Annotated in this window: 25 protein-coding genes, 1 pseudogene and 2 riboswitches; of the genes and pseudogenes, 21 read left to right on the plus strand and 5 right to left on the minus strand. The window is 40.6% G+C overall.

Features of this window, described 5'->3' with window-relative positions; all coding sequences use genetic code 11:
* The first annotated feature begins 231 nt into the window (after positions 1–231).
* Complete coding sequence (locus ACYH0O_RS09115; protein WP_482632017.1) at positions 232–828, plus strand: DUF2087 domain-containing protein; 597 nt, start codon at positions 232–234, stop codon at positions 826–828.
* Between the two features lie 42 nt (positions 829–870).
* Here ACYH0O_RS09115 and mtnA read toward each other — a convergent pair whose 3' ends face one another.
* The 3 genes from mtnA to ACYH0O_RS09130 form a co-directional block, all read right to left on the minus strand.
* Complete coding sequence (mtnA, locus tag ACYH0O_RS09120) at positions 871–1,926, minus strand: S-methyl-5-thioribose-1-phosphate isomerase (RefSeq protein WP_482632018.1); 1,056 nt, start codon at positions 1,924–1,926, stop codon at positions 871–873.
* A gap of 16 nt (positions 1,927–1,942) precedes the next feature.
* Positions 1,943–3,127 (minus strand): S-methyl-5-thioribose kinase, encoded by a 1,185-nt coding sequence (mtnK, locus tag ACYH0O_RS09125; protein WP_482632531.1) that lies wholly within the window; start codon positions 3,125–3,127, stop codon positions 1,943–1,945.
* Between the two features lie 116 nt (positions 3,128–3,243).
* Positions 3,244–3,400, minus strand: a riboswitch (SAM riboswitch).
* 103 nt (positions 3,401–3,503) lie between these two features.
* Complete coding sequence (locus ACYH0O_RS09130) at positions 3,504–4,286, minus strand: carbon-nitrogen family hydrolase (protein WP_482632019.1); 783 nt, start codon at positions 4,284–4,286, stop codon at positions 3,504–3,506.
* Between the two features lie 122 nt (positions 4,287–4,408).
* Here ACYH0O_RS09130 and ACYH0O_RS09135 point away from each other — a divergent pair, with 122 nt between their 5' ends.
* The 10 genes from ACYH0O_RS09135 (at position 4,409) to ACYH0O_RS09180 (ending at position 13,282) form a co-directional block, all read left to right on the plus strand.
* Positions 4,409–5,593, plus strand: a complete 1,185-nt coding sequence (locus ACYH0O_RS09135) for an aminotransferase class I/II-fold pyridoxal phosphate-dependent enzyme (protein WP_482632020.1) — start codon at positions 4,409–4,411, stop codon at positions 5,591–5,593.
* A gap of 50 nt (positions 5,594–5,643) precedes the next feature.
* Positions 5,644–5,746, plus strand: a riboswitch (SAM riboswitch).
* Between the two features lie 111 nt (positions 5,747–5,857).
* The gene (locus ACYH0O_RS09140; RefSeq protein ID WP_482632021.1) at positions 5,858–7,072 is read left to right on the plus strand and encodes a 2,3-diketo-5-methylthiopentyl-1-phosphate enolase; all 1,215 of its coding nucleotides are present in this window, start codon (positions 5,858–5,860) and stop codon (positions 7,070–7,072) included.
* Positions 7,072–7,734: a 2-hydroxy-3-keto-5-methylthiopentenyl-1-phosphate phosphatase gene (locus ACYH0O_RS09145; RefSeq protein ID WP_482632022.1), complete on the plus strand. Its 663-nt coding sequence runs from the start codon at positions 7,072–7,074 to the stop codon at positions 7,732–7,734. Before ACYH0O_RS09140 ends, ACYH0O_RS09145 begins: the two co-directional genes overlap by 1 nt.
* Positions 7,731–8,378 carry a methylthioribulose 1-phosphate dehydratase gene (locus ACYH0O_RS09150; RefSeq protein WP_482632023.1) on the plus strand — a complete coding sequence of 216 codons (648 nt, stop codon included), beginning with the start codon at positions 7,731–7,733 and terminating at the stop codon, positions 8,376–8,378. Before ACYH0O_RS09145 ends, ACYH0O_RS09150 begins: the two co-directional genes overlap by 4 nt.
* Complete coding sequence (locus ACYH0O_RS09155) at positions 8,375–8,887, plus strand: 1,2-dihydroxy-3-keto-5-methylthiopentene dioxygenase (RefSeq protein WP_149155318.1); 513 nt, start codon at positions 8,375–8,377, stop codon at positions 8,885–8,887. Before ACYH0O_RS09150 ends, ACYH0O_RS09155 begins: the two co-directional genes overlap by 4 nt.
* Positions 8,888–9,102: 215 nt before the next feature.
* Positions 9,103–9,348 carry an aspartyl-phosphate phosphatase Spo0E family protein gene (locus ACYH0O_RS09160; RefSeq protein WP_262481666.1) on the plus strand — a complete coding sequence of 82 codons (246 nt, stop codon included), beginning with the start codon at positions 9,103–9,105 and terminating at the stop codon, positions 9,346–9,348.
* Between the two features lie 240 nt (positions 9,349–9,588).
* Complete coding sequence (locus ACYH0O_RS09165; protein WP_482632532.1) at positions 9,589–10,047, plus strand: MarR family winged helix-turn-helix transcriptional regulator; 459 nt, start codon at positions 9,589–9,591, stop codon at positions 10,045–10,047.
* Positions 10,048–10,223: 176 nt separating this feature from the next.
* A complete protein-coding gene (locus ACYH0O_RS09170; RefSeq protein ID WP_482632024.1) occupies positions 10,224–11,918 on the plus strand; it encodes a M3 family oligoendopeptidase in 1,695 nt (564 codons plus the stop codon).
* A 139-nt stretch (positions 11,919–12,057) separates the two neighbouring features.
* Positions 12,058–13,089, plus strand: coding sequence for a YkvI family membrane protein (locus tag ACYH0O_RS09175; protein WP_482632025.1), 1,032 nt, complete (start codon positions 12,058–12,060; stop codon positions 13,087–13,089).
* A 73-nt stretch (positions 13,090–13,162) separates the two neighbouring features.
* Positions 13,163–13,282: a DUF6254 family protein gene (locus tag ACYH0O_RS09180; RefSeq protein ID WP_220154054.1), complete on the plus strand. Its 120-nt coding sequence runs from the start codon at positions 13,163–13,165 to the stop codon at positions 13,280–13,282.
* Positions 13,283–13,325: 43 nt separating this feature from the next.
* Here the strand turns inward: ACYH0O_RS09180 and ACYH0O_RS09185 are convergent, their stop codons facing one another.
* Positions 13,326–14,711 (minus strand): DUF2254 domain-containing protein, encoded by a 1,386-nt coding sequence (locus ACYH0O_RS09185; RefSeq protein ID WP_482632026.1) that lies wholly within the window; start codon positions 14,709–14,711, stop codon positions 13,326–13,328.
* Between the two features lie 130 nt (positions 14,712–14,841).
* Complete coding sequence (locus ACYH0O_RS09190; RefSeq protein ID WP_044337597.1) at positions 14,842–15,021, minus strand: YkvS family protein; 180 nt, start codon at positions 15,019–15,021, stop codon at positions 14,842–14,844.
* A 165-nt stretch (positions 15,022–15,186) separates the two neighbouring features.
* Between ACYH0O_RS09190 and ACYH0O_RS09195 the strand changes: the two genes are divergently transcribed.
* The 10 genes and pseudogenes from ACYH0O_RS09195 to ptsP all read left to right on the plus strand — a co-directional run bounded on the left by ACYH0O_RS09195 (position 15,187) and on the right by ptsP (position 23,394).
* The gene (locus ACYH0O_RS09195) at positions 15,187–15,381 is read left to right on the plus strand and encodes a hypothetical protein (protein ID WP_482632027.1); all 195 of its coding nucleotides are present in this window, start codon (positions 15,187–15,189) and stop codon (positions 15,379–15,381) included.
* Between the two features lie 396 nt (positions 15,382–15,777).
* Positions 15,778–15,957, plus strand: coding sequence for an aspartyl-phosphate phosphatase Spo0E family protein (locus ACYH0O_RS09200; protein ID WP_149155324.1), 180 nt, complete (start codon positions 15,778–15,780; stop codon positions 15,955–15,957).
* A gap of 154 nt (positions 15,958–16,111) precedes the next feature.
* The gene (locus ACYH0O_RS09205; RefSeq protein ID WP_482632028.1) at positions 16,112–16,858 is read left to right on the plus strand and encodes an SDR family NAD(P)-dependent oxidoreductase; all 747 of its coding nucleotides are present in this window, start codon (positions 16,112–16,114) and stop codon (positions 16,856–16,858) included.
* A 237-nt stretch (positions 16,859–17,095) separates the two neighbouring features.
* A complete protein-coding gene (locus ACYH0O_RS09210; RefSeq protein WP_482632029.1) occupies positions 17,096–18,037 on the plus strand; it encodes an AAA family ATPase in 942 nt (313 codons plus the stop codon).
* Positions 18,034–19,227: a DUF58 domain-containing protein gene (locus tag ACYH0O_RS09215; protein ID WP_482632030.1), complete on the plus strand. Its 1,194-nt coding sequence runs from the start codon at positions 18,034–18,036 to the stop codon at positions 19,225–19,227. The genes ACYH0O_RS09210 and ACYH0O_RS09215 overlap by 4 nt, the downstream gene beginning before the upstream one ends.
* Positions 19,197–20,459 (plus strand): hypothetical protein, encoded by a 1,263-nt coding sequence (locus ACYH0O_RS09220; protein WP_482632031.1) that lies wholly within the window; start codon positions 19,197–19,199, stop codon positions 20,457–20,459. The genes ACYH0O_RS09215 and ACYH0O_RS09220 overlap by 31 nt, the downstream gene beginning before the upstream one ends.
* A gap of 166 nt (positions 20,460–20,625) precedes the next feature.
* Positions 20,626–20,781: pseudogene (locus ACYH0O_RS09225) on the plus strand (ATP-binding cassette domain-containing protein); the annotation flags it as partial.
* Between the two features lie 52 nt (positions 20,782–20,833).
* The gene (locus tag ACYH0O_RS09230; RefSeq protein WP_149155329.1) at positions 20,834–21,097 is read left to right on the plus strand and encodes a hypothetical protein; all 264 of its coding nucleotides are present in this window, start codon (positions 20,834–20,836) and stop codon (positions 21,095–21,097) included.
* A 309-nt stretch (positions 21,098–21,406) separates the two neighbouring features.
* Positions 21,407–21,673 (plus strand): phosphocarrier protein HPr, encoded by a 267-nt coding sequence (locus ACYH0O_RS09235; RefSeq protein ID WP_034756145.1) that lies wholly within the window; start codon positions 21,407–21,409, stop codon positions 21,671–21,673.
* The gene (gene ptsP, locus ACYH0O_RS09240) at positions 21,673–23,394 is read left to right on the plus strand and encodes a phosphoenolpyruvate--protein phosphotransferase (RefSeq protein WP_482632032.1); all 1,722 of its coding nucleotides are present in this window, start codon (positions 21,673–21,675) and stop codon (positions 23,392–23,394) included. Before ACYH0O_RS09235 ends, ptsP begins: the two co-directional genes overlap by 1 nt.
* Positions 23,395–23,538 lie beyond the last annotated feature (144 nt).

Raw genomic sequence — 23,538 nt, forward strand, 5'->3', positions numbered from 1 at the left:
TGTGAGACCCCGCAGGCTTGCCGAGGAGGCTCCCGGGCTACCCGCGGAGAGCGTAGTCTTGCACGGAAATCATTAGCGGTATGAAGAACCTACACTTCTATTGTTCGTCTTTTTATCGTGGTTTTTTAGTTTTGTCCCAGCCTCGTTGTATTAATTAGTGATTGATTCCTTTATCTATTTAGATTATTATCTAATTAGATAGTAATCTAATCAGAGAGGTGAAGACAGGTTTTGCAATTAAGTAAACAGGTGGCTTTTCATAAAACGATGGGGGATCCGACCCGGATCAAGATTGTCTATTTGCTGGCGTCAGGAAGCTTGCACGTAGGAGCCATTGCGGGAAAACTGGGACTCACCGCACCGACAATATCCCATCACCTAACGAAACTCAAAGAGTGCAACCTTGTATATTCACGAAGAGAGAAGAACACGGTTTACTACTATTTGAATAAAAAAGTCCTGAGTCATCATGGAAATGTCCTTCATCAGTTTGCTCAGGGAGAGGAAGGGGAAAGTGTGATGTCAGAGAAGCTATTGAAAGAAAAACAAAAGGTTATGAATAATTTCTTGGACAAGAATGGACGGATCAAAACGATTCCTTCTCAACAAAAGAAGAAATTATTTATTTTGGAACATATGGTGGAAGGATTAAAGGTGGGAGAAAAATATAAGGAAAAAGATTTGAATGAATATATTCAGCAATTTCATGAAGATTTTGCAACCTTAAGAAGAGAATGTATCATTCATCAGTTTATGTACCGGGAAAATAGCATTTATGAAGTGAATCCGAGGGAAATGTGGGCGTCGACAAAGTTATTCGGGGAATAAGATGAATGCCAAAAGAAGAGCAATAGTAAGCTCTTCTTTTGGCTATTGTTTTACACCTATGGTATGTTGAATACTTTCCTCGAAGTGAGGGTACAGGATACCTTTTTCTGTAATGATGCCGGTAATCAGTTCATGAGAAGTAACATCGAATGCTGGATTATAAACAGGAATGTTTTCTGGCGCAATCAGCTTCCCGCCGACCGTCGTAATCTCTTCCCGGTTTCGCTCTTCAATGGGAATATCGTTTCCATTGAAGCTGGATAAATCGAATGTGGAAGAAGGAGCAGCGACATAAAAGGGTATATTGAAATGTTTACACAAGATGGCAAGCATGGATGTTCCGATTTTATTTGCGGTATCCCCGTTGGCAGAAATCCGGTCAGCCCCGACAATCACGGCTTCTACACCTTTTTCTTTCATGGTATGGGCAGCCATGCTATCTGTGATGAGGGTGACATCTACTCCTGATTGCTGTAACTCCCAAGATGTCAGACGGGCTCCTTGCAGAACGGGCCGTGTCTCACATGCATAAACCTGAAACACTTTTCCCTTTTCTCTTCCTAAATGAAAAGGGGCCAATGCTGTACCGTATTTACTCGTTGCAATAGACCCGGCATTACAGATGGTCATCACGACTTTTTTATCCTTCAATACACTCAAACCATTTTCTCCTATAAGACGGCAGACTGCCTCATCTTCTGCATGAAGCTGGATGGCAGCATGGAGTAAATTGGTTTTAGCTTCATTAACTGAAGAAACATTCTCTAATACCTTTTCTAAACGGTTCAAAGCCCAAACCAGGTTGACTGCTGTAGGGCGTGAATCTGCGAGATATTTTTTGTCACGTTGAAACAGGTCGATAAATTCCTCTAGCGTTTTTACTTCATACTGACATGCAGACCGGGCTAAACCGTAAGCAGCCGTGATGCCAATGGCAGGTGCACCTCTCACTTTTAGTGTGATAATCGCATCATAATACTCTTCAATCGTCGTCAGTTTAATGTACTCCACTATGTTAGGCAGTTTTTGTTGGTTAAGAATCAATAAATAATCTTCATGCCACTCTAGTGAAGTTGGTATGGTCAATGTTTGTGTCATGATAATCTCCTTTTGGTTATTCAGAATGGGACTTTAATATGGACAGAAGCTCTTCGATCGAAAAGATCTGTTTTCGTTTTATTATCAGTTCCTTACCGAGTGTCAAGCAGGTCCGCTTTGCCTGTAATCTTCGTACTTTATCCGGTATGCCATCCAGATTTTCTACATGAGCGAGGCCGATCGTTCTTCTGATGCATTCGCATCCTGCAAAACCGATGCTGTCTTGAAAGCTCTTCTCCAATACATATTCAAGGTAGCCATTCACTTTCGTGTAGGCGTCTCCGCTTTCCTTCCAATGCTTGGAGAACGCAGTGGAGAAGACGTTCCAGGTATTCTCAATGTGATAGAGAATCGTTTCCTTCTCTTCAGGTTTTGAAATGGCCTGGAAAATAAGGTTGGCAATGAACTGTCCAATATCAAAGCCAATCGGTCCATAAAAGGCAAACTCGGGATCAATTACTTTTGTTTGATTCTTATCTACAAAGATGCTTCCCGTATGAAGATCTCCATGAAGAAGTGCTTCTCCTTCAGTAAGAAAGCTCTTTTTCAATTTGGCCACTTCAAGCTTCAAGGTGAAATCATCCCATAAATGTTGGACATCCTGGGAAAGCTCTTCTTCAAAATCATTGGTTTCACTGTTGAAAAAAGGGTCCGTGAATACTAGGTCCTCAGTGATTTTACACAACTCAGGATTTGAAAATTCTTTCACGTACTCCTTTTTCTTAAAAGGATGAAGGGCATAATCAGAGGTGAAATATAAGGTATTAGCTAAAAATGTTCCAATGTCATGGGAGAGCCTGGGATACTTTTCCCCTTTGATAAGGCCGACCCGGGCAATGGTCAGTGCACTCAGGTCTTCCATGACTGTAATCGCAAGTGTCGGATCAGAGTAGTACACTTCAGGAACGAGATCCCCTACAAATGATTGCTGAAGCTTAAGGGCACTCGCTTCTATTCTTGCCCGTTCGATTGTCAAGGGCCAGCTTTCGCCTACAACCTTCGCATATGGAAGGGCTTGTTTGATGATGATTCCTTTACCTGTTCCCCGTTCTAATACTCGAAAGACCAGATTTAAATTTCCGTCTCCAATTTCTTCACACGTTAAGAGAGTGCCGTCCTCAAAAATTCTTAAGCCAATCGCCAGTGCAATTGCCGCCTGTTCAGTTAGTGGTTGATATGCATTGAGTTTCGTAATTGCCATCATCGTTCCTCCTTATATTACAGACTTATGAAAGACTGTGTTGTGGAGGCTTTTCCGTGGCATAAGAAAAGCCTCTTTCATGTTCGAAAGAGGCTTGAAGAAGGTATCTTCGTCGCCTCTTATCTCTCAGAAAGACTATCTTTCTGTTGGAATTAGCACCGTGCCTTACTGGATCATTCAATCCGGCGCATGCTGCGCCCCGTTATACAACGGTATTATGGTCGGTTGCTGGGCTTCATAGGGCCAAATCCCTCAGCCAGCTCTTGATAAGAGTTGCGTTAACTATTTAATTAAACTTTCAGAATGTTTCATTTGATTTGAATAGTACCATCGAAGTATTTTCCATGTCAACATTTTTATTGGAAAAATAACCTTTCTAATAAAAATCCGGTCTTCGATCTTGGAATATCGGAATCTTCTTTCGGACCTTTTCTACTTCCTGTAAATTGATTTCAGCCGTAACCAATTCTTCCATTTGCGATCCCTTTGAAAGAATTTCCCCCCATGGATCAATGATGAGGGAACAACCGCCAAATTCATTGTTCGGGTCACTTCCCACCCGGTTGCAGGCAATCACGAAGCATTGGTTTTCAATCGCTCTTGCCCTTAAGAGGGCCTGCCAGTGATCAATTCGTGCTGCAGGCCACTCTGCTACGACAAAAACAACCTTGGCACCTAGTAGAACTTGTTTTCTGAACCATTCCGGGAAACGGATGTCGTAACAAATCAATCCGGCCATCTCTGTGTCTTGAAGGGTGAAGATGCCATCTTCATGCCCAGGAAGTAAATAATGATGTTCATCCATTAATTTAAACAAATGGAGCTTCGAATACTGTTTCACCAACTTGCCTTTTGAATTGGTGACTAAAAGGGTATTGGACACCCCATCCTGCGTTTTCTGCGCAACAGAACCACCTACAATGTGAATAGAATATTTCTTTGATAGGGCAGACAGGAAGGAGATAGAGTCTTTTGCTCCTTCATCAGCGATTTCATCCATTCTTGTAAGGTCATATCCAGTCGTCCACAGCTCAGGGAGCACAACAGTATTACAGCCGTCGTCACTTGCTTTTTCAACCCATTGTTCTACTTTTTTCTTGTTTTCTTCGGGATGTCCGAACACAATATCCATCTGTGCAAGACCTATCTTTTGAATCATTTCGTTCACCTCATTAAGGACTTTTTGGAATTTATTCCTTTACATTCTTTACTTTCCGTTATATCATTTGTGACTAGAATTTGAAAGTAATTAATTTTCAAAAAAATGTAGTGGGTGAGTGTATGAAAACCTTTAGTAAAGCAAAGCGATTAGATTTATTACCTGAACAATTTTTTGCTTCCCTCGCTAAAACAGTGAATGCTGTGGTCAAAGAGGGACATGATGTCATTAATTTGGGCCAGGGAAATCCGGATCAACCTACTCCTTCACATATTGTGGAAAAACTGACAGAAGCAGCAGCTTCCCCGTCCAATCATAAGTATCCTCCATTTCGCGGTTTATCGTCCTTTAAAGAGGCGATTGCTACTTTCTACCTGCGTGAATATGGTGTGCAATTAGATCCGGAAACAGAGGTAGCTGTGCTGTTCGGAGGAAAGGCCGGGTTAGTTGAAATCCCTCAATGTTTATTGAATCCTGGTGATGGGGTAATGGTGCCCGATCCCGGTTACCCCGATTATTTATCAGGGGTAGCATTGGCAGAAGCACAAATGATAAAAATGCCTCTACGAGAGGAGAATGGATTTCTTCCCGATTATAGTGAACGCTCCCGTAACGAGCTGGAAAATGCGAAGCTAATGTTTCTGAACTACCCTAATAACCCTACTGGAGCGATCGCCACAAAATCATTCTTTGAAGAAACAGTCACTCTTGCCAATCAGCATGATATTTGTGTTGTACATGATTTTGCCTATGGAGCTATAGGGTTTGATGGAAATAAGCCCATAAGCTTCTTGGAAACAGATGGAGCAAGGGATGTGGGGATTGAGATTTATACATTATCGAAAACGTATAATATGGCTGGCTGGAGAGTGGGGTTTGCAGTAGGGAATAAAAGTGTCATTGAAGCGATTAACCTCCTTCAAGATCACTTATATGTGAGTCTGTTCGGAGCCATTCAGGAAGCGGCTACCACAGCGCTTTTAAGTTCCCAGGAATGTGTGCATGCACTGGTTTCAACATACGAAGAAAGAAGAAAACTATTAATCTCCGGACTTCAGGAAATAGGGTGGGATGTAAAAGCTCCACAAGGCTCCTTCTTCGCCTGGCTAAAAGTACCTGAGGGCTTCACATCTGTAGAGTTCTCTACTTATTTACTTGAAAAAATCAAAGTTGCTGTAGCCCCGGGTGTAGGCTTTGGAGAATTCGGAGAAGGGTATGTACGTGTAGGGCTCTTAACCTCAAACCAGCGGATAAGAGAAGCGGTTTCGCGTATAGAAAATTTAGAATTATTCCATAAAAGGGATTGACAGAAGTTATAATTGGTGCAATAATCCAACTGAAATAATGAATAATGAAATTCTTATCAAGAGCAGGCGGAGGGACCAGCCCTATGAAGCCCGGCAACCGACTTATTCAAGCACGGTGCTAATTCTTGCAGCAATAAAGCTGACAGATAAGAAAGAGTGACTTTATCAAACCTCTTCTTATTTGGAAGAGGTTTTTTGCTTGCCCAGGCTTATGAAATCAACTTGCGGCTAAGAATAGCAATTTCAAAAGGAGGCAGGACAACAATGAGTGAAGTGATAGCCACATATGAAATAAAAGGAAATAGTGGATCATTTGACAAAAAGGCAGAGGGGATCGCCCTGGGATTGACGGTCGGTTCATGGACGGACTTACCGCTCCTGGAACAGGACCAATTGCGCAAATACAAGGGGAGAGTCGTTTCCGTGAAAGAGTGGGAAGGCAAAGATGGCCCGAGAGGCAAGGTGGAAATTGGCTATCCCGGTCATAATTATTCAAATGATATTCCAGCCATCCTTGCTACGGTATTCGGCAAGCTGTCCCTTGATGGTGAAGTGAAATTAGTAGATATAGAGTTTTCCAGTGACTTGAAAAAAGCCTATCCTGGTCCACGGTTTGGAATAGAAGGAATCAGGGAGCTAGCAGGTGTACAAGAAAGACCCCTGTTAATGAGCATCTTTAAAGGCGTGATCGGCAGGGATCTTAACTACCTTGAAACTCAATTAAAGGCCCAGGCACTTGGGGGAGTTGATGTAGTAAAAGACGATGAGATTCTCTTTGATAATCCACTGACACCTTTCACTGAGAGGATCAATATAGGGAAAAGAGTGTTACAGGAGCTGTTTGAAGAGACAGGTAAGAAAACGTTGTATGCAGTAAACCTTACAGGAAGGACTTCAGAATTACGTGATAAAGCAAGAAAAGCACGTGAACTTGGAGCCCATGCCCTTTTATTCAATGTATTTTCTTACGGCCTGGATGTTCTTCAAGAGTTGAGGGAGGACCCTGAGATCGGATTGCCGATTATGGCACATCCTGCATTCGCAGGTGCTGTTGCTTCATCTCCTGCATATGGTGTGAGCTATTCTTTATGGTTAGGGAAATTCCTACGAATGGCCGGAGCTGATTTTTCTTTATTTCCATCTCCATACGGAAGTGTCGCATTAGAGAAGAGCAAAGCTATATCCGTAAGCCATGAGTTAACGAAGGATGACGATCATTTAAGAAGAGCATTGCCCGTACCGTCAGCAGGCATTCATCCTGCGCTTGTGCCCCTTTTAGTGAAGGATTTTGGTTTAGATTGTGTCATTAATGCAGGTGGTGGCATCCATGGTCATCCAGATGGGGCAATTGGAGGAGGAAAGGCATTCGTCCAAGCAATTGAAGCAGTTTTAAGGGGTGAGTCTCTCTCAGATGCAGCAGATACCCATGATGAGCTTCGTAAAGCACTATCCCAATGGGGAGAGGAGGTAAAGGTATAATGACGCGTCCGATCATTTTCTGTGATTTTGATGGAACGGTTACAGAAACCGATAATATCATCTCATTGATGAAAAACTTTGCTCCTCCAGAATGGGAACCTATTAAAGACGACATCTTAAATCAGTCATTGTCCATTAAAGAAGGAGTGAGCAAGCTGTTCTCACTTATTCCTTCATCACAGAAAGAGGTAATGGTTCAGTATCTATTAGACACAGCAGTCATACGTAAAGGGTTTAAGGAATTTGTAGATTATACAAAGGAACATGAGATTCCTTTGTATATCGTTAGCGGTGGAATGGACTTTTTTGTTCGTCCCTTACTAAAAGATTATGGGCCTTTTAATGGGATTTATTGTAATGAAGCAAGCTTTAACGACTCATCCATAGGGATTCATTGGCCACATCCATGCGATGATCACTGTGAAAGTAAAGGTTGTGGATGCTGCAAGCCTTCCATCTTGAGGAGGTTGTCTTTAACAGAAGATACTGAGGTCGTTGTGATAGGGGATTCTGTCACAGATATTGAAATGGCAAAGCTTGGAGATACTGTGATCGCCAGAGACTATTTGGCACATACATGCGAAGAAAAAAGAATCCCCTATCATCCGTTTGAATCCTTTCACGATTGCATGGACGTCATTGAAAAAGGAGTGAAAATATGAATTCCTATCAATCTCAATGGGAAGAGCTCGCTGTTATCAAAAGGGAACTGGCAGAGAGGGATTGGTTTATGGGAACGAGCGGGAACCTTGCGATACGAGTGAGTTCTTCACCAGTTACTTTCCTGGTTACGGCAAGTGGAAAGGATAAAAAGAAGCAAACCGATGAAGATTTCTTGCTTGTAAATGCTCGTGGTGAGGCTACCCAGGATACTCCTGCACGACCATCGGCCGAAACATTGCTGCACAGTAATGTTTTCACAGAAAGCTCAGCAGGATGCAGCTTACACGTCCATACTGTGGCAAATAATGTAATCAGTGAACTGTATGGAGATGAAGGTATCGTCACATTTAGAAACCAAGAATTAATTAAAGCGTGGGATAAATGGGAGGAAGATGATTCTTTATCCATTCCAATTATTCGTAATCATGCACATATCCCGACGCTTGCCGGGGAGTTTAAGTCGTTTATTAAAGCAGACAAAGGGGCGGTGCTCATTCGCAACCACGGAATAACGGTATGGGGGAGAACCGGTTTTGAAGCTAAGAAACTATTGGAAGCTTGTGAGTTTTTATTTCAATATCAACTCACTCTTTTATCTTTAACGAATACGAGGCCAATTACTAAAGGAGGAGTCAGAATATGACGACAATTAAAATCCAAGGGAAAAATCAAGTCATTGATAATCAGGAAGAAGTAGTGAAGTATTTAAGCGAACAAGGAGTCATATATGAGCATTGGAATATCGAAAAGCTGGTCGAAGGTCTAAGGAACCAATACGCTTTAACCGAAGATGATAAAGCGGAAATCCTGTCTACTTTTAAAGAGGAGATTGAAGACATTTCAGAGCGAAGAGGATATCAGGCTTGGGATGTGATCTCCCTGTCCGAACGCACACCAAATCTTGAAGAGCTTTTAAAGAATTTCCAACAGGAGCATCATCACACAGATGATGAAGTCCGTTTTATTGTAAACGGCCATGGTGTATTTGTCATTCAAGGGAGTGATGGTGATTTCTTTGAAGTGCATCTAAACCCGGGTGACTTAATTTCAGTCCCTGAAAACATCCGCCATTATTTCACATTAAGTGAAGACAAGCAAGTAGTTGCCGTCCGCATATTCGTCACACAGGAGGGCTGGGTACCAATCTATTAATATATTTTTCAGGATAGACAAAGAGTAGAATCGATTGTCTATCCTTTTGTTTTTATTAGGGGAGATATTTGGCGGAAAATGTCTAATTTAGAAACATTACTAGTTATTTTGTCTTGTTTTGCGAATCTATTTACTTTTCTAATAATACTTGCGATAATGCTCAAGTAACGATTTAACTTAATAAAGGCTAGGAGCTAAAAAGGAGTTTATTAGAAATGGGTCGTCTACTAAAACAGAAGTGGTTATTAATGAGAATTAATCAAAAACGTTCAGAAATGATTGGGTTGGGAGAGAGTTTAGGATTATGTGCAGCGGAGACAGTCAAATGCAGTCAGCAATTAGATCAGCTTTTGAACGACTATGAAAAGTGCACAAATAAGATCGTATCATTAACCCTCCAAGAAACATCAAACGAATTTGGGCAATACATTAAGAACTTATTAAAACGAACTGCTTCTTGAGACTATTCATCAAGATCTTCCCTCATCATTAAAGGTTTACCAGAGAAAACAAATCTCCGACAATATCCACACGAATACCAAAACAATCAACTTAATTTGTCGTTATTTGATAAACGAAGGACGGTGCGCAATATGCAAACCGTCCTTCGTTTATTAAATACTGAGGAGTCTATCATGTTTGACAATAACAGCTTTTATTTGTATAATATTTTGAAACTGAGATATTTAATTTTTAAAGGAATGAATGCCATGAATGAACCTCAGGATACGAAACAATCATTAAAGCTTTTCATTGTCTTGTCAAGAGCTTTCAAAGCCTTAAATGAAGAGATAAATAAAAACATTCAGGAGAACGGTTTAAACCCTACTGAATTTGCCGTCCTGGAGCTTCTTTATCATAAGGGAGATCAGCCTTTGCAACAAATTGGCGGAAAGATTCTATTAGCTTCCGGCAGCATAACGTACGTGGTGGATAAGCTTGAACAAAAGGGCTACCTAAAGCGCAATGCTTGTCCTAAGGACCGTCGGGTCACATATGCTCAAATAACAGAAAGCGGCAGAAAGTTAATTGATGAGATATTCCCCAATCACGAAAATCGTATTCATGAACTGATGTCAGCTCTTTCTCATGATGAGAAGAAAGAAACGATAGAAATGCTGAAGAAATTAGGATTATCGATTAAAGACTTGTCGTATTGAGTCTCCCTTTGCCCCGTCTTTCACGAGACGGGGCTTTTATTTTGTCTTAAAGCACGTCTCTTCCATATCGTTTCCATTATTTCTAATTCCTGAAATTCGATATTACAATAAACAGGAGATTTTCTATCGTAAGTCGAATAACTATAATCGGGATTATATTATGAGGAGGCAATAGTATGAAGTTTGATCAGTTTACATATGAAAGGCCCAGTTTAGAAGAGATTAAACCTGTTTTCCAACAATTACTTGAAAAATTCAAGTCTGCGTCCAATGTTCAAAATCAGGTGGAGGCCATGAAGGAACTAAATGATATACGCTTGACCATCGATACCATGCAAAATATTTGCTATATCCGGCATTCAATCGATACCAATGATGAGTTTTACAAAAAAGAGCAGGATCATATCGATGAAATGATGCCTGAGGTTCACGGGATGGTGACGGAATATTACAAGGAACTCGTAAATTCTCCTTATCGTAAAGAATTAGAAGAAAAGTGGGGAAAGCAGCTATTCGCTCTCGCAGAAAGCGAAATGAAGACTTTTTCTCCTGACATCGTGACTCTATTACAGAAGGAAAATAAGTTATCTTCCCAATATACAAAGCTGATGGCGTCTGCAAAGATTCCATTTGAAGGGGAAGAAAGAACTTTGGCTCAGATGGGCCCATTCACACAATCTATCAATCGGGAAACAAGAAGAGAGGCTGCTCAAGCGACCGTTGCCTTCTTTGAAGAGAATCAAGAAGAATTGGATCGTCTATTTGATGAGTTAGTCAAGGTGCGTCACACGATTGCTACTACTTTAGGGTATAAGGACTTTGTTGAACTAGGTTACTATCGCATGACGAGAACAGATTATACGCCTGATATGGTAAAGGTTTTCCGCGATCAAGTGAAGAAACATATCGTTCCTCTGGCTACTGAACTTAAAGAAAGACAAGGAAAGCGCATTGGGATAGGTTCGATGAAATTTTATGACGAAGGCTTTAAGTTCATTTCCGGAAACGCGGTTCCTAAGGGAGGTCCTCAGTGGATCATTGATAATGGCAAAAAGATGTACGAAGAACTGTCTCAGGAAACAAAGGATTTCTTTGATTTCATGATTGAACATGATCTCATGGATCTGGAAGCGAAGAAAGGAAAAGCTGGAGGCGGTTACTGTACGTATATTGCAAACCATGAGTCTCCATACATTTTCTCGAACTTCAATGGGACCTCAGGGGATATCGATGTTTTGACCCATGAAGCAGGTCATGCGTTCCAGGTATACTCCAGCAGAGGGTTCGATATCCCTGAATATATTTGGCCAACGTATGAAGCGTGTGAAATTCATTCAATGAGCATGGAGTTCTTCACGTGGCCATGGATGAATTATTTCTTCGAGGAGGATACAGACAAATATCAATTTTCACATTTAAGTGAAGCACTTCAATTTCTTCCCTACGGTGTGGCTGTTGATGAGTTCCAGCATTTTGTGTATGAGAACCCTGAAGCTTCCCCTTCTGAACGGAATGCCGCATGGAGAAAAATTGAAAAGGAATACCTTCCCCATAAGGACTACGACCATATTTCGTATTTAGAAAATGGGGGATTCTGGCAGCGCCAATCCCATATTTATAATTCTCCATTCTATTATATCGATTACACATTGGCTCAAATTTGTGCATTCCAATTCTGGAAGAAAATGAATCTTAATCGTGAAGAAGCGTGGAATGACTATATTGCCCTTTGTAAACTCGGGGGAAGCCTTTCATTCACAGGGCTTGTAAAAGCAGCCAAACTCGACTCTCCATTCCAGGAGGGGACTGTTGAGGAAGTCATTGAACCGATAAGACAATGGTTAAATGGAATTGATGATCAATCATTATAAAGTAAAAGGGCAGCCGCATTTTTTATGGCTGCCTCTTTTGTTTGGGTTCTGCTACAATTCCGGAAGAATTATGTTCTTTTGCTTCTGATTTTCCGTGCTTGTACATAAGGTGAAGTAGAAGGTTGTCAGAGGTGATGGGATGAAAAAATTAGCTGGGTCTTTTCAAATAGCTGCCGTTTATGTTGGTACCGTTATCGGAGCCGGATTTGCAACAGGAAGGGAAATTGTAGAGTTTTTCACCCGGTTTGGCTTTGTTGGGTTTATTGCGATTTTATTAAGCGGGTACTTATTTATTACAATGGGAACGAAGATTATGCTGAAGTCCCATGATATTAAAGCAAAGTCCTTTGAAGAATTTAATGAATATCTATTTGGAAAATGGTTTTCTAAGTTTATGAATATCGTCATGATGATTATGCTGATCGGGGTTTCAGCGGTAATGCTTTCAGGAGCGGGGGCTGTATTTCAAGAGCAGCTTTTGCTACCAAAGCAATTAGGGATACTGCTGACGATCGGACTTGGTTTCATTACGATGATGGTTGGGATCAAAGGGCTTTTTGCAGTCAATACGTTCGTTGTTCCTCTTATGATTGTCTTTAATCTTTTCTTGATGGTTTATTCTGTAAGAAACGCTGCATTTTTAGACGCATTTCTTTTGATACCTCATGCTGAGGATGGATGGAAATCCGTAGTAGCACCTTTTTCATACGTGGCCTTTAATCTGGCCATGGCTCAAGCTGTACTCGTTCCCGTTGCCGGCGAAGTGAAAGACCGGGAGACCATTAAGTATGGAGGATATCTAGGCGGTTTTTTCCTTACAATGATACTTATTTCCAGTCATATTACCTTAGTCATGATCCCGGATGTGACACAATACCAAATTCCAATGGCTGTGGTGATGAAATCCTTTGTAGCCGGCTTTTATATTATTTATATCATCATCATTTATGGTGAAATTTTCACTTCCGTGATCGGGGGAGTATTTGGTCTGGAGAAACAATTAACGAATTATTGGAAGGGCTCTTCGTTACTGACCTTTACGGGTATCTTTCTGATGATCTATTCGTTAAGCTTTTTTGAATACAGTGAACTTTTGTCCTATTTATACCCGCTCTTTGGGTATATGAGCTTATTATTCATCATCCTTCTTTGGATGAAACCCAATAAATAATCATCAATGTGAGAGTAAAATGCGGGTCTGCTGCTCATGTTAATAGAGACAAATGAAAAAAGGAGTGGCGACCATGACGCAATCAAAACACGAAAAAGAAAGACAGTGGAATGTAAGAAAACAGGAACAGCATCCTCATGGCAAAGTATCATCCTTCAAGGAGCTTTCAGAAGGAAAAAAAGGAAAAGAATAAGAAAAAACGGATGCTTCGGGCATCCGTTTTTGTTTGGCTCCAATTACTCTTCTTTCTGATGATGGTAAGAGTCGCTTGTCTTATATTGTTCGGGGAAATATTTATTTCTCACTTCATCCTTATCCCAATTCGGTTGTCCGGAAGATGCAGCCAGTTCATCAAGATGTCTCATGATGTACTGCATGTCGAGGTTTTGGAGGCTGTCATAGTCGATTCCTTCCAGAATATAGTCTTTAAACGTCCAGACCATGCGCTTCGTTTCTTCGCTATTGTTTTCCCCTATCATTCTCAGTGAACGCAGAATTTCTGCAATTATGGATATATCTTGCTTCCCATAATGCCTTAACTGGTAAAAGCTTCGGTATAAATAATCTACAAAGGTCGGCTGTTCCAATATGATTCGCACTTTGTTTTCTTCATCTGATAAATATGAGCTTGGAAGCTTGTGTTTAGCAAGCTTCGATAGAATGATCCCGATTTCTTCTATGCAGTTTTTTGCCGTATTCGGGTCATTAATGGCGGGGGAAATGGCTCTCAAGGCTATTTCAACCAGCTTTCTTATCCCGAGTTCAATGTCTTCCATGGGCTCTTTATCAGGCCCAAGTACGAGGAATTCCAAGTAATCTTCTACATTTATTTCTTTATTCGTCGTCCATGCTGTCATGACAGGGGTTCCTTCAAGTAAGTATTCACCAGGTGTTTTCACCATGCGGATAACTGCATCATCCTTAGCAGCTTTATTGATCATTCCTTCAATATTAATCTGTTGTAAGTACCCCGATTGCTCACTATATACCATAATGGGCTCCGTATCGTCAAAGAGCGTCTCATTAAAATTTGAAGGCTGTTCATTAATGGCATTCTTTCTATATAAATAACTATTATCGATTTTTTGATTCGTTTTGATTGTTATATTATGTATTAAATTACTTACCTTCACCCAATTGGAAACATGATGAACAAAGTAGACGAAAACAAATAAACAAATAATCGCCACTATGCCGGCAAAGGCCGAAGAAATATATAATTTTTGTCCGGACTCGTCCTGAAGGAGGACCAACAAAGTGATACAGTACACCACACCTGACACAAAAATGGCTAGAACCCGTTGTGTAGGACGGTCATTAATGAAGTTCTGCAGGGTCCTTGGTGAATATTGGGATAAAAAGGTGGTTAACACGACCATAATCGTTGAAAAGGTAATCGTGGTCATGGTCATGATCGAAGACGCTATCGTACTGATGATGGTCATGGATAAATCAAAATTGGAAAACAGTACCTTAGGGAACAAAGGATAATCATGCTGACTCAACCACCAATCAAAATAGAAGGTGATGAGAGCAAGTACTAATGAGATGACTGAAAATAAAAATGGTACAAACCAAAAACTTTTCCTGGCTTTTTTAACAATGTGAATATTTAAATTCATGACGGGGGTCCACCTTGAACTACAGTATGCTATAAGAGTATCCTTAAAGGCATTTTCGTAAACCTTTCTCTTGTTTAAGAGCTCAATTTAAAAAGGTGGAGTTTCGTTCTCCACCTTTTAGAAAGTCGTACTATGCTTCAACTATTTTATAGTTTTTATGATTAACAACTGTTTTTTCTTCAAGTTCAAGGTCTCGATAATTTTTCATATACGTTAGATCAACGATAACCGAGTTTTCATTTACTTTCTCTACTATACCTTTTAAACCTTCTCTAAATTCAATCACATTTCCAATTTCTGCTTTTTTCATCAGAGGTCGCCCCTTTTTGCCAAAATTCTACAAACAATTACTAATATTTTGACGTAAACTCAAGAAAAGGTAAAGAGTTTTCTAAAAATTTCATCAAAAAAATTATTCTTGAGGTTTACATCCTTTTAAAACTACAATAGAGACATTCAGGATGGAGGTTTGGATATGAGTGAAACAGAAATTCTTGAACAATTACAATTATTGCGTACAAGAGAAGTGGTAGAAATAGGTGTGATGAAAGAAGACTTTCTTACCTTTAGATCTGTACTCGTTAAACAAGAGGATTTTAAACAGTTTCGTGGAGTGGCTCAGCATGGCGGTAATATTATTTATCACTATTTAGATACACCAAGAAGTTAGAAGAAGCGGGGGATGAGATCCTCCGTTTTTTTCTTGTTCATATCCAATATATGTAGCACTATGGTTATTTAGAATGTATTGCCAAGCTGCAAAGTAAGGACGGTGGTAACCATTACCATTACCTGATGAAATCCTGCTTCTTCGTTGTTATCTTAGTGGGGAGCGCTAATTAGGAGGTAGAAATATGATTAAGAAAAGCTTACTAATAGGAATTGCAACATCTACAAGCGATTGGATTACCGATAGAGAAACCATGTTAAATATTGGAAAACACCGCTTCGCTAAATAATTTTTAAGCAAGATTTCACTCAATATCAAAATAGCGTTCGGATACTTTTTTCTTTTCTCTACGTGGAATTAATAGTAAAATAGAGTAAAGAAAAAGAGGTGATGTTGATGAATGGGACCATTGTGGCTCGAATTGAAACGGTAAGATGGAAGATGATACAGTCAGGCGTTCGTTTTGGGCTTAGCAGTCCAGCCACCATTCAACTTAGTAAAGAGCTGGATGCCTTAATCAGTATTCATCAGCGTAATGATATTAATAAAACTACAAAAAATAAGATAGTACAATAAATAAAAGGATTAACCTTTGAATGCCCCGGCATCTCCAAAGGTTGATCCTTTTCTATATGTCTGGGATAGGGTTGAGAGCCACGGGGAAAGGGTATGCTTTTTAGGGAGAATGTACAGAAAAAAAGCAAATGAAAATGTTTGAAGATAAAGGGAGATGACAAGATTGAAAGATAAAATTGTCTGCATAACAGGTGGAGCGAATGGGATCGGTAAAACGCTGGTTGAAGTTTTTGCGAAGCAAGGCGCAGTTGTTGAATTTATGGACATGAATGGAGGGAAAGGGGAGGAATTGTCCCTGCAGCTCAATTCAGAAGGTTATTCAACACGGTTTCATGAAGTGAATGTAGGAGTCTATCAACAGGTGAAAGATGTCTTTTCAAAGATAAAAGAAGATCATGGCATGGTGGACGTACTTATTAACAATGCCGGTGTTTCGAAGTTCATGTCCTTTTGGGAGATGGATCCCGAGGACTGGGACAGCATTCTACCTTCAAACTTAAGTAGTGTCTTCTATTGCAGTAGAGAGGGGGCCGTTTTAATGAAGAACCGAGGGGGGTGCATTATTAATATGGCATCTACCAGAGCATCAATGTCAGAACCGGATACGGAAGCCTACTCTGCAACAAAAGGAGGCATTGTGAGTTTGACTCATTCAATGGCCATCACACTGTGTGATGTGGGAATCCGTGTGAATTCAATAAGTCCCGGCTGGATCCAAACCGAAGATTATGATTCATTACGGGACAGGGACCATGAACAGCATCCTTCGGGCAGAGTGGGGAAACCAGAAGACATAGCAAGGGCATGCTTATTTCTTGCTCATCCTGATAATGATTTCATTACAGGAGAAAACTTAGTGGTGGATGGTGGAATGACAAGGAAGATGATCTATAAGCATTAATGCTGTAAGGGAAATAGGAAAATTATTTGTATAGATTTGAATGAACATAGAAGAACTGCCGGTTACGAATCCAAGACAGGGATGGTGACCGGCTCTTTACTGTCCGAAAATAAAAAGGGATATTTTAACAACCAACTATGGTATGATGAGGAAGGAACTATTTTTAGAATATTGGATAAATATTTGCTATTGTTATTAATTAATAGATATATAAAGATCCATAAAGGGGGAGCAAAGTTGTCAACTATACGAGACATAAAAAAAGAAATGAGCAAAGTTCTGATTGGAAGGGAGAAAGAAATCGATCTTCTATTGATTGCCTTACTTCAGGAAGGGCACGTCCTGCTTGAGAGTGTACCTGGGACCGGTAAAACATTATTGGCTAAGACATTTTCACACTGTATTGAAGGGGATTTTAAGCGGATACAATTCACACCGGATGTATTGCCGAGTGATGTAACTGGCATTCAGTTTTTCAATCCAAAAACTCAAGAATTCGAATTAAGAACCGGACCAGTTGTCACTAATGTGTTATTAGCAGATGAAATTAATAGGGCTACTCCAAGAACGCAGGCAAGTTTACTAGAAGTGATGGAAGAGAAACAGATCACCATCGATGGAGAAACGGTATCATTACAGCCTCCTTTCATAGTTGTAGCTACGCAAAACCCGATTGAATCACAGCAGGGGACATTCCCTCTACCTGCAGCCCAGCTGGATCGTTTTCTGTTGAAGATTCCATTTACATATCCAAGTTTCGAAGAGGAACGCAGTATCCTTAATCGATTTAAATCTGCACAGCCTTTAAATACAGTAGAAAAGGTGATGAGCCTGGCTGAAATTCAATCTCTTACAAGTCTCGTTAAAGAGGTACACATATCTGAGGATATTGAATCTTATATTCTTCAAATCACAAGGGCGACAAGGGATCATGAATGGGTTGAAGTAGGGGCGAGTCCACGTGCAAGTTTAGCTCTATTAAAAGCATCCCAGGCTCAGGCATTCATAGCTGGGAGGGACTTCGTCAGACCCCAGGATGTCGTTGCGGTAGCACCATTTGTTCTTCAGCATAGAGTTCAATTAACCATTGAGGCATCCCTTACTAAAACACCTGAAGGATTAATTGACAGAATCATAGAGATGGTCATGCTGCCTGTTGAAGCGAGGCAGGCGCAGTGAACTGGAAGCGCGAAGTAGTTGAAGACCCTAATATATCCCTGAGTATAGTGCTCCTAGTCATTGTCGGGGCAGTAAGCTTCTACGTGCAATCGTATATTGGCTTGGGGATTTTCCTGTTGATCATCCTATATTTTCGCGTTCATCAATGGTATCTGCTTAAAGTTGGAGAGGGAGTCATGATTGAAAGATCTCAACGAAGATTAAGGCTTCATTTTGATGAGGAAGATAATTGGGTATTTAAACTTGAAAACAAAGGGCTTCCCATTTGGGGAGCAACGTTGAAGATGACCTTTAAAGATATTGTTGAGCCTACAATGCATCCATATTCATTGGGCATTGCAAACGAGATCGAGGTATCCATCCCATTCTCCATTCGAAAAAATGAAGTGGGGAAAATTTTGTTGCCGGTCAAAGGAAAGAGAAGAGGATTATGCCGAATAACCAATATGCACCTTGAGATTCCTCATCTTTTCGGAAGTGGTAAGGTTATCCTGAATCTACTCGATTCAGTTCCAACCACCATTATGGTGTTCCCCTCTTCATCCCCTGTCAGGATGGCGGAACATCAGCTTACTTTAAGGCAGGGGGATGTTTCTACTCCCCATTCTTTGTTCCATGATGTGTTCCATCCCGTAGGAACAAGGGGGTACGTACAGGGCGATCGATTTCAGGACGTTCATTGGAAGGCTTCTGCACGAACAGGAGAGCTGCAAACGAAAATCTTCGCGCCATCTACTCAAAAAGAGTGGATGATTGCCATCAATATCTCTGATCGTTTTGCCATTACTAGCAAGTTGGAGAGCATCATCAAGCATACAGCTTACCTTATGCAACTTGCCGTGGAACAAAACATCTCCTTCTCCCTGGTCTTAAATGTGAGAACAGCGGGAGTTACCCCTTATTATTATCTGCCACCAGGGACAGGACGGAAGCACCGGCAGAGAGGGCTGGAGCTTTTAGCTACATTATCAACCGATGAATTCACCATGCCCTTCCACATCGTCCTCCAGCATTTGTATCTACGCAGACTGGTACCTTGCGTTTTTATTGTTGCCGGTTCGCTTGGGTCAAGGGAAGAGGAGTTATTGCAAAATATTGGTAAAGGCCATCCGCATATCTTTAAGCTGAGCTTAGAAGAAGAAGAAGGAGTCGTCACATTATGGAATCGTTCGTTGAAAATTCCTTCCTAACGAAACATAAACAAATGCTTTTTATCAAAATGGGACTGTATGCAGGCATTGATCTTCTGTTTGTCCTTTTGACCATTACGTTTCTATTTACAGGTGACGTCGTGTTGAATCAATACGTGCCGGCTTTTGCGATGATGTTGGTGTTGGTAGTGACTTACATGGCCATATCCATCAAAATGCAGAGCTTTAATCATCTTCTGTTATATGCAGTATTTGCCTTGGGGATTGGAACTGGAACCTTATTTTTCTCGGCATCCTGGTGGGTTTTGCTTCCCGCTACGATCTATCTGCACTGGAAGATCAGCTCTTATCTACAGATCAAGGACCCATCAATTGAAATCAGCAGTGGTAACGTATTGATTTTTCTTCTTATCTCTGCTGTTTCTTTATTCTCGGGATCCCTCAGACAGTTGGAAAACACCTATCTGGTATACAGTCTGCTATTTCTATTTTTCGCGTCCGTTGGGACCTTAACCTCGATTCAAAGGATGTTGGCCAGTGAAAGTAAAGGAGTAAATAAGAGTATATATAAACCTTTTGCCCTCCTTTTCACTGTGTTTTTAATCGGGGGGATACTAGCAGCTTTTAGTTCAGTGGTCAGCCAGGGAGTCTTTTGGCTGCTTGAAAAGGTGTTTTGGCTATTCTCCTTTTTAGTTAACCCGATCTTTAGTATTTTGATTAAATTAAGGGATTCGATCATGAAGTTTTTTGAAAATAATCCGGAAAAAGGAGACGGAAATGAGAATGAACAACAGGTTTATGATGAATCACAACTGTCTACCCTGGGGGATGGACTTTCTTTTTCATGGTTGGATGAGGCATTGCTGGGACTATTAGTTTGCTTTGCTATCATTTATTTGATCAAGAAAAGAAAAACGTCCTTACATTTATCTACGAGTGGGGGAACAACACCTGTCATGACGACCCGGGCAGCAGGAGCGGGTGATACTCCAAATCAAAGAGAGCAGGTCGAATATTCTATAGCAAGGGACGCCATCAGGAAATCGATGAAAATGTTAGAAGAAGAAGCTTACAAGAATGAAGTGGGCAGACTTCCGAATGAAAACGTCCAAGCTTGGTTCACTAGAATTGAGTTGGAGGAAAGTGCCCGATTTCTCACTATATACGAACGTGTGAGATATGGACGTGGAGTTCCGGAACAGGATGAAGTGGATTTTTTTACAAAACGAGTCCGGGAACACATCGAATCCTTAAATACCTCACATGAATGAAGCTGATGCAGGAAGTTCTCCTTCCGAGCTTCAGCTTCTTTATTTCATGCGACTTTTGGGTATGATAAATGTGAATATATGAGAGGTGAAGATAGTGTTGTTTCACTTAGAGAAAGTAATATATATAGTAAGCATCGATACATGGAGATAACCTAAAAACCGAACAACCAGCCTCAAAGGTGAAAGCGGTGCGGGAAAGACTACTCTTCTAAAATTGCTGAATAAAATGAATATACCAGATGAAGGAAAGGTCTATTATAATAAGATTCAAGATGCCCAGTTAAATGTATTGATACCATATGACACTCCTGTTCTAATCTAGTTTTTACCTGCATATGATAGAGAAAGAATGACAGGGAAGGGGAGAGTGCTACATGAATTACCAAACAGAACAGGCACTTAGAGTGAAAAGTCTAGTCATAGATGTCATAGAAGAATTAATGAAAGAGGATGGCAAGCACGAGGTGCAGGAATTAAAACAACTCTCAGAATTATTCTCTCGGTGCATATGTGACTTAGTAAACGTTTATACAAACACCTCTGAAGATCATGAAATGACACTGAAAGGCACGGTCATAAAAGCAAAAATCGGCTACAATATCATGAAAGCAAAATCTGAAGCGGTAGAAAGAGAATAGTATCATGTTGACTAAACTGGCTCATACTAAAGATTCCCCCCCACATCACAGGGGAATTTAAAGAGTCAGTTTTTTTTGATGAATAAACATGAAATTTTACATAAATAGGTTCATAACAGTGGCAAATTTATGAAATACTAAAAAAATCAAGCTTTACAATTGTGTATATCTTCATTGCATGCTATTCTTTTTTATTGAACAGCTTTATAGTAGGAATGGATTATTTACTAGAAATAGTTGACGTATTCTACATAATCCATTACTTTAATGAAGCAACCAAAAACAAGATAAATTAAGGAGTCGATTTACATGGCACAAAAAACATTTACAGTTACAGCTGAAACAGGAATTCACGCTCGTCCGGCAACTCTACTAGTTCAAACGGCAAGCAAATTCGACAGCGATGTACATCTAGAATACAAAGAAAAGAAAGTAAACTTGAAATCAATCATGGGTGTAATGTCTTTAGGTGTTGGTAAAGGTGCAGAAATCACAATCATTACTGAAGGTAGCGATGAAGAAGAAGCGTTAAACAGCTTACAAGAAACATTGAACAAAGAAGGTTTAGCTGAGTAATGTCCAGTCTTTTAAAAGGAATTGCGGCATCAAATGGTATTGCCATAGCGAAAGCGTATCGCTTAGTTGAACCCGACCTAAGCTTTGAAAAGAAAAACGTAGACAATGCGGAACAGGAAGTATCACGCTTCCAGGAAGCTATTGCGACGTCAAAGTCAGAGCTTGAAGCGATCCGTGATAAAGCAAGAGTTGATTTAGGTGAAGATAAAGCTCAAATCTTTGAAGCGCATCTTCTTGTCCTAAGCGACCCAGAACTACTGACACCAATCGAAGACAAAGTGAAATCTGAAAATGTAAACGCTGAATTCGCCCTTAAAGAAACAGCGGATATGTTTGTATCCATGTTTGAATCCATGGACAATGAATACATGAAAGAACGTGCGTCGGATATTCGTGACGTGACAAAGCGTGTCCTTTCACACCTGTTGGGCGTGCAGATTGCGAATCCAAGCATGGTGACAGAAGAAGTGATTGTGATCGCAGAGGATCTAACACCTTCTGATACGGCACAATTAAACCGTGAATTTGTTAAAGGATTTACAACAGATATCGGTGGAAGAACATCTCACTCGGCCATTATGGCCCGTTCAATGGAGATTCCAGCTGTAGTGGGAACGAAATCCATTACTTCCTCTGTTGAAAATGGTGACATGATCATCATTGATGGATTAAGTGGAGAAGTACATATTAATCCGACTCAGGAAGTCATCGAAGAGTATAAGAAAGAGCATTCCCGATATGAAGAACAAAAAGCTGAATGGGCGAAGCTTGTCAATGAACCAACGGTATCCAAGGATGGGGATCATGTTGAACTTGCTGCTAACATTGGGACACCTAAGGATCTTGAAGGGGTGAAGAATCACGGCGGAGAAGGTGTAGGTCTGTATCGTACAGAATTCCTATACATGGGTCGTGACGAATTACCGTCCGAAGACGAGCAATACGAAGCTTATAAGGCTGTATTAGAAGGTATGGAAGGGAAACCTGTAGTGGTTCGTACCCTTGACATCGGTGGAGATAAAGAGCTTCCTTACTTAAATCTGCCAAAAGAAATGAATCCATTCCTCGGGTATCGTGCAATCCGACTTTGTCTGGATGAACAGGATATCTTCCGTACTCAGCTTAGAGCGTTATTAAAGGCCAGCCCATTTGGAAATCTGAAAATCATGTTCCCGATGATTTCAAATCTTCAAGAGTTCAGAGAAGCGAAAGCCATCCTTGAAGAAGAGAAAAAAGCTCTTCTTGAGAATGGTACGAAAGTAGCTGATCATATTGAAGTAGGAATCATGGTAGAAATTCCATCAACTGCTGTAATGGCGGATGTTTTTGCTAAGGAAGTAGATTTCTTCTCTATCGGAACAAATGATTTAATTCAGTACACAATGGCTGCCGACCGCATGAATGAGCGAGTTTCCTACTTATATCAACCGTATAACCCTGCCATTTTACGTCTAGTCAAAATGGTGATTGATGCGGCTCATAAAGAAGGGAAATGGGCAGGTATGTGTGGTGAAATGGCTGGAGATGAGATTGCTGTACCAATCCTTCTGGGATTAGGTTTGGATGAGTTCTCTATGAGTGCTACATCGATCTTACGCGCACGTTCTCAAATCCGTCAGTTGAATCGTGCTGAAATGAAAGAACTGGCAGAGCAAGCACTACAATTAGACACCAATGATGCTGTCATTTCTGCTGTGAAAAAAGCGACATCAATGGAATGAATTTAGGTTTAGATGGTGGAAATGAGGGGATTATATCTGTGAAGAATAAGGCACACCATTTGGGCCTTTTCATTCTCATTTCCCCCTTTCTTGTGGATTGAAGGAACGTATTGTTCTTTCAATCCCTATTTTCTTTTTCTGGGA

The organism is Rossellomorea sp. H136 (genome assembly GCF_056838065.1).

Bases quoted from the DNA above. Each gene is read 5' to 3' on its own strand.
- mtnA (WP_482632018.1), bottom strand. From the start codon at position 1,926: ATGACACAAACATTGACCATACCAACTTCACTAGAGTGGCATGAAGAT.
- ptsP (WP_482632032.1), top strand. From the start codon at position 21,673: ATGTCCAGTCTTTTAAAAGGAATTGCGGCATCAAATGGTATTGCCATA.
- ACYH0O_RS09190 (WP_044337597.1), bottom strand. From the start codon at position 15,021: ATGAAAAAAGCAGAAATTGGAAATGTGATTGAATTTAGAGAAGGTTTA.
- ACYH0O_RS09165 (WP_482632532.1), top strand. From the start codon at position 9,589: ATGAATGCCATGAATGAACCTCAGGATACGAAACAATCATTAAAGCTT.
- ACYH0O_RS09175 (WP_482632025.1), top strand. From the start codon at position 12,058: ATGAAAAAATTAGCTGGGTCTTTTCAAATAGCTGCCGTTTATGTTGGT.
- ACYH0O_RS09195 (WP_482632027.1), top strand. From the start codon at position 15,187: ATGAGTGAAACAGAAATTCTTGAACAATTACAATTATTGCGTACAAGA.
- ACYH0O_RS09155 (WP_149155318.1), top strand. From the start codon at position 8,375: ATGACGACAATTAAAATCCAAGGGAAAAATCAAGTCATTGATAATCAG.
- ACYH0O_RS09150 (WP_482632023.1), top strand. From the start codon at position 7,731: ATGAATTCCTATCAATCTCAATGGGAAGAGCTCGCTGTTATCAAAAGG.
- ACYH0O_RS09170 (WP_482632024.1), top strand. From the start codon at position 10,224: ATGAAGTTTGATCAGTTTACATATGAAAGGCCCAGTTTAGAAGAGATT.
- ACYH0O_RS09140 (WP_482632021.1), top strand. From the start codon at position 5,858: ATGAGTGAAGTGATAGCCACATATGAAATAAAAGGAAATAGTGGATCA.
- ACYH0O_RS09180 (WP_220154054.1), top strand. From the start codon at position 13,163: ATGACGCAATCAAAACACGAAAAAGAAAGACAGTGGAATGTAAGAAAA.
- ACYH0O_RS09160 (WP_262481666.1), top strand. From the start codon at position 9,103: ATGGGTCGTCTACTAAAACAGAAGTGGTTATTAATGAGAATTAATCAA.
- ACYH0O_RS09185 (WP_482632026.1), bottom strand. From the start codon at position 14,711: ATGAATTTAAATATTCACATTGTTAAAAAAGCCAGGAAAAGTTTTTGG.
- ACYH0O_RS09135 (WP_482632020.1), top strand. From the start codon at position 4,409: ATGAAAACCTTTAGTAAAGCAAAGCGATTAGATTTATTACCTGAACAA.
- ACYH0O_RS09235 (WP_034756145.1), top strand. From the start codon at position 21,407: ATGGCACAAAAAACATTTACAGTTACAGCTGAAACAGGAATTCACGCT.
- mtnK (WP_482632531.1), bottom strand. From the start codon at position 3,127: ATGGCAATTACGAAACTCAATGCATATCAACCACTAACTGAACAGGCG.
- ACYH0O_RS09130 (WP_482632019.1), bottom strand. From the start codon at position 4,286: ATGATTCAAAAGATAGGTCTTGCACAGATGGATATTGTGTTCGGACAT.
- ACYH0O_RS09200 (WP_149155324.1), top strand. From the start codon at position 15,778: ATGAATGGGACCATTGTGGCTCGAATTGAAACGGTAAGATGGAAGATG.
- ACYH0O_RS09230 (WP_149155329.1), top strand. From the start codon at position 20,834: ATGAATTACCAAACAGAACAGGCACTTAGAGTGAAAAGTCTAGTCATA.
- ACYH0O_RS09205 (WP_482632028.1), top strand. From the start codon at position 16,112: ATGACAAGATTGAAAGATAAAATTGTCTGCATAACAGGTGGAGCGAAT.
- ACYH0O_RS09220 (WP_482632031.1), top strand. From the start codon at position 19,197: ATGGAATCGTTCGTTGAAAATTCCTTCCTAACGAAACATAAACAAATG.
- ACYH0O_RS09145 (WP_482632022.1), top strand. From the start codon at position 7,072: ATGACGCGTCCGATCATTTTCTGTGATTTTGATGGAACGGTTACAGAA.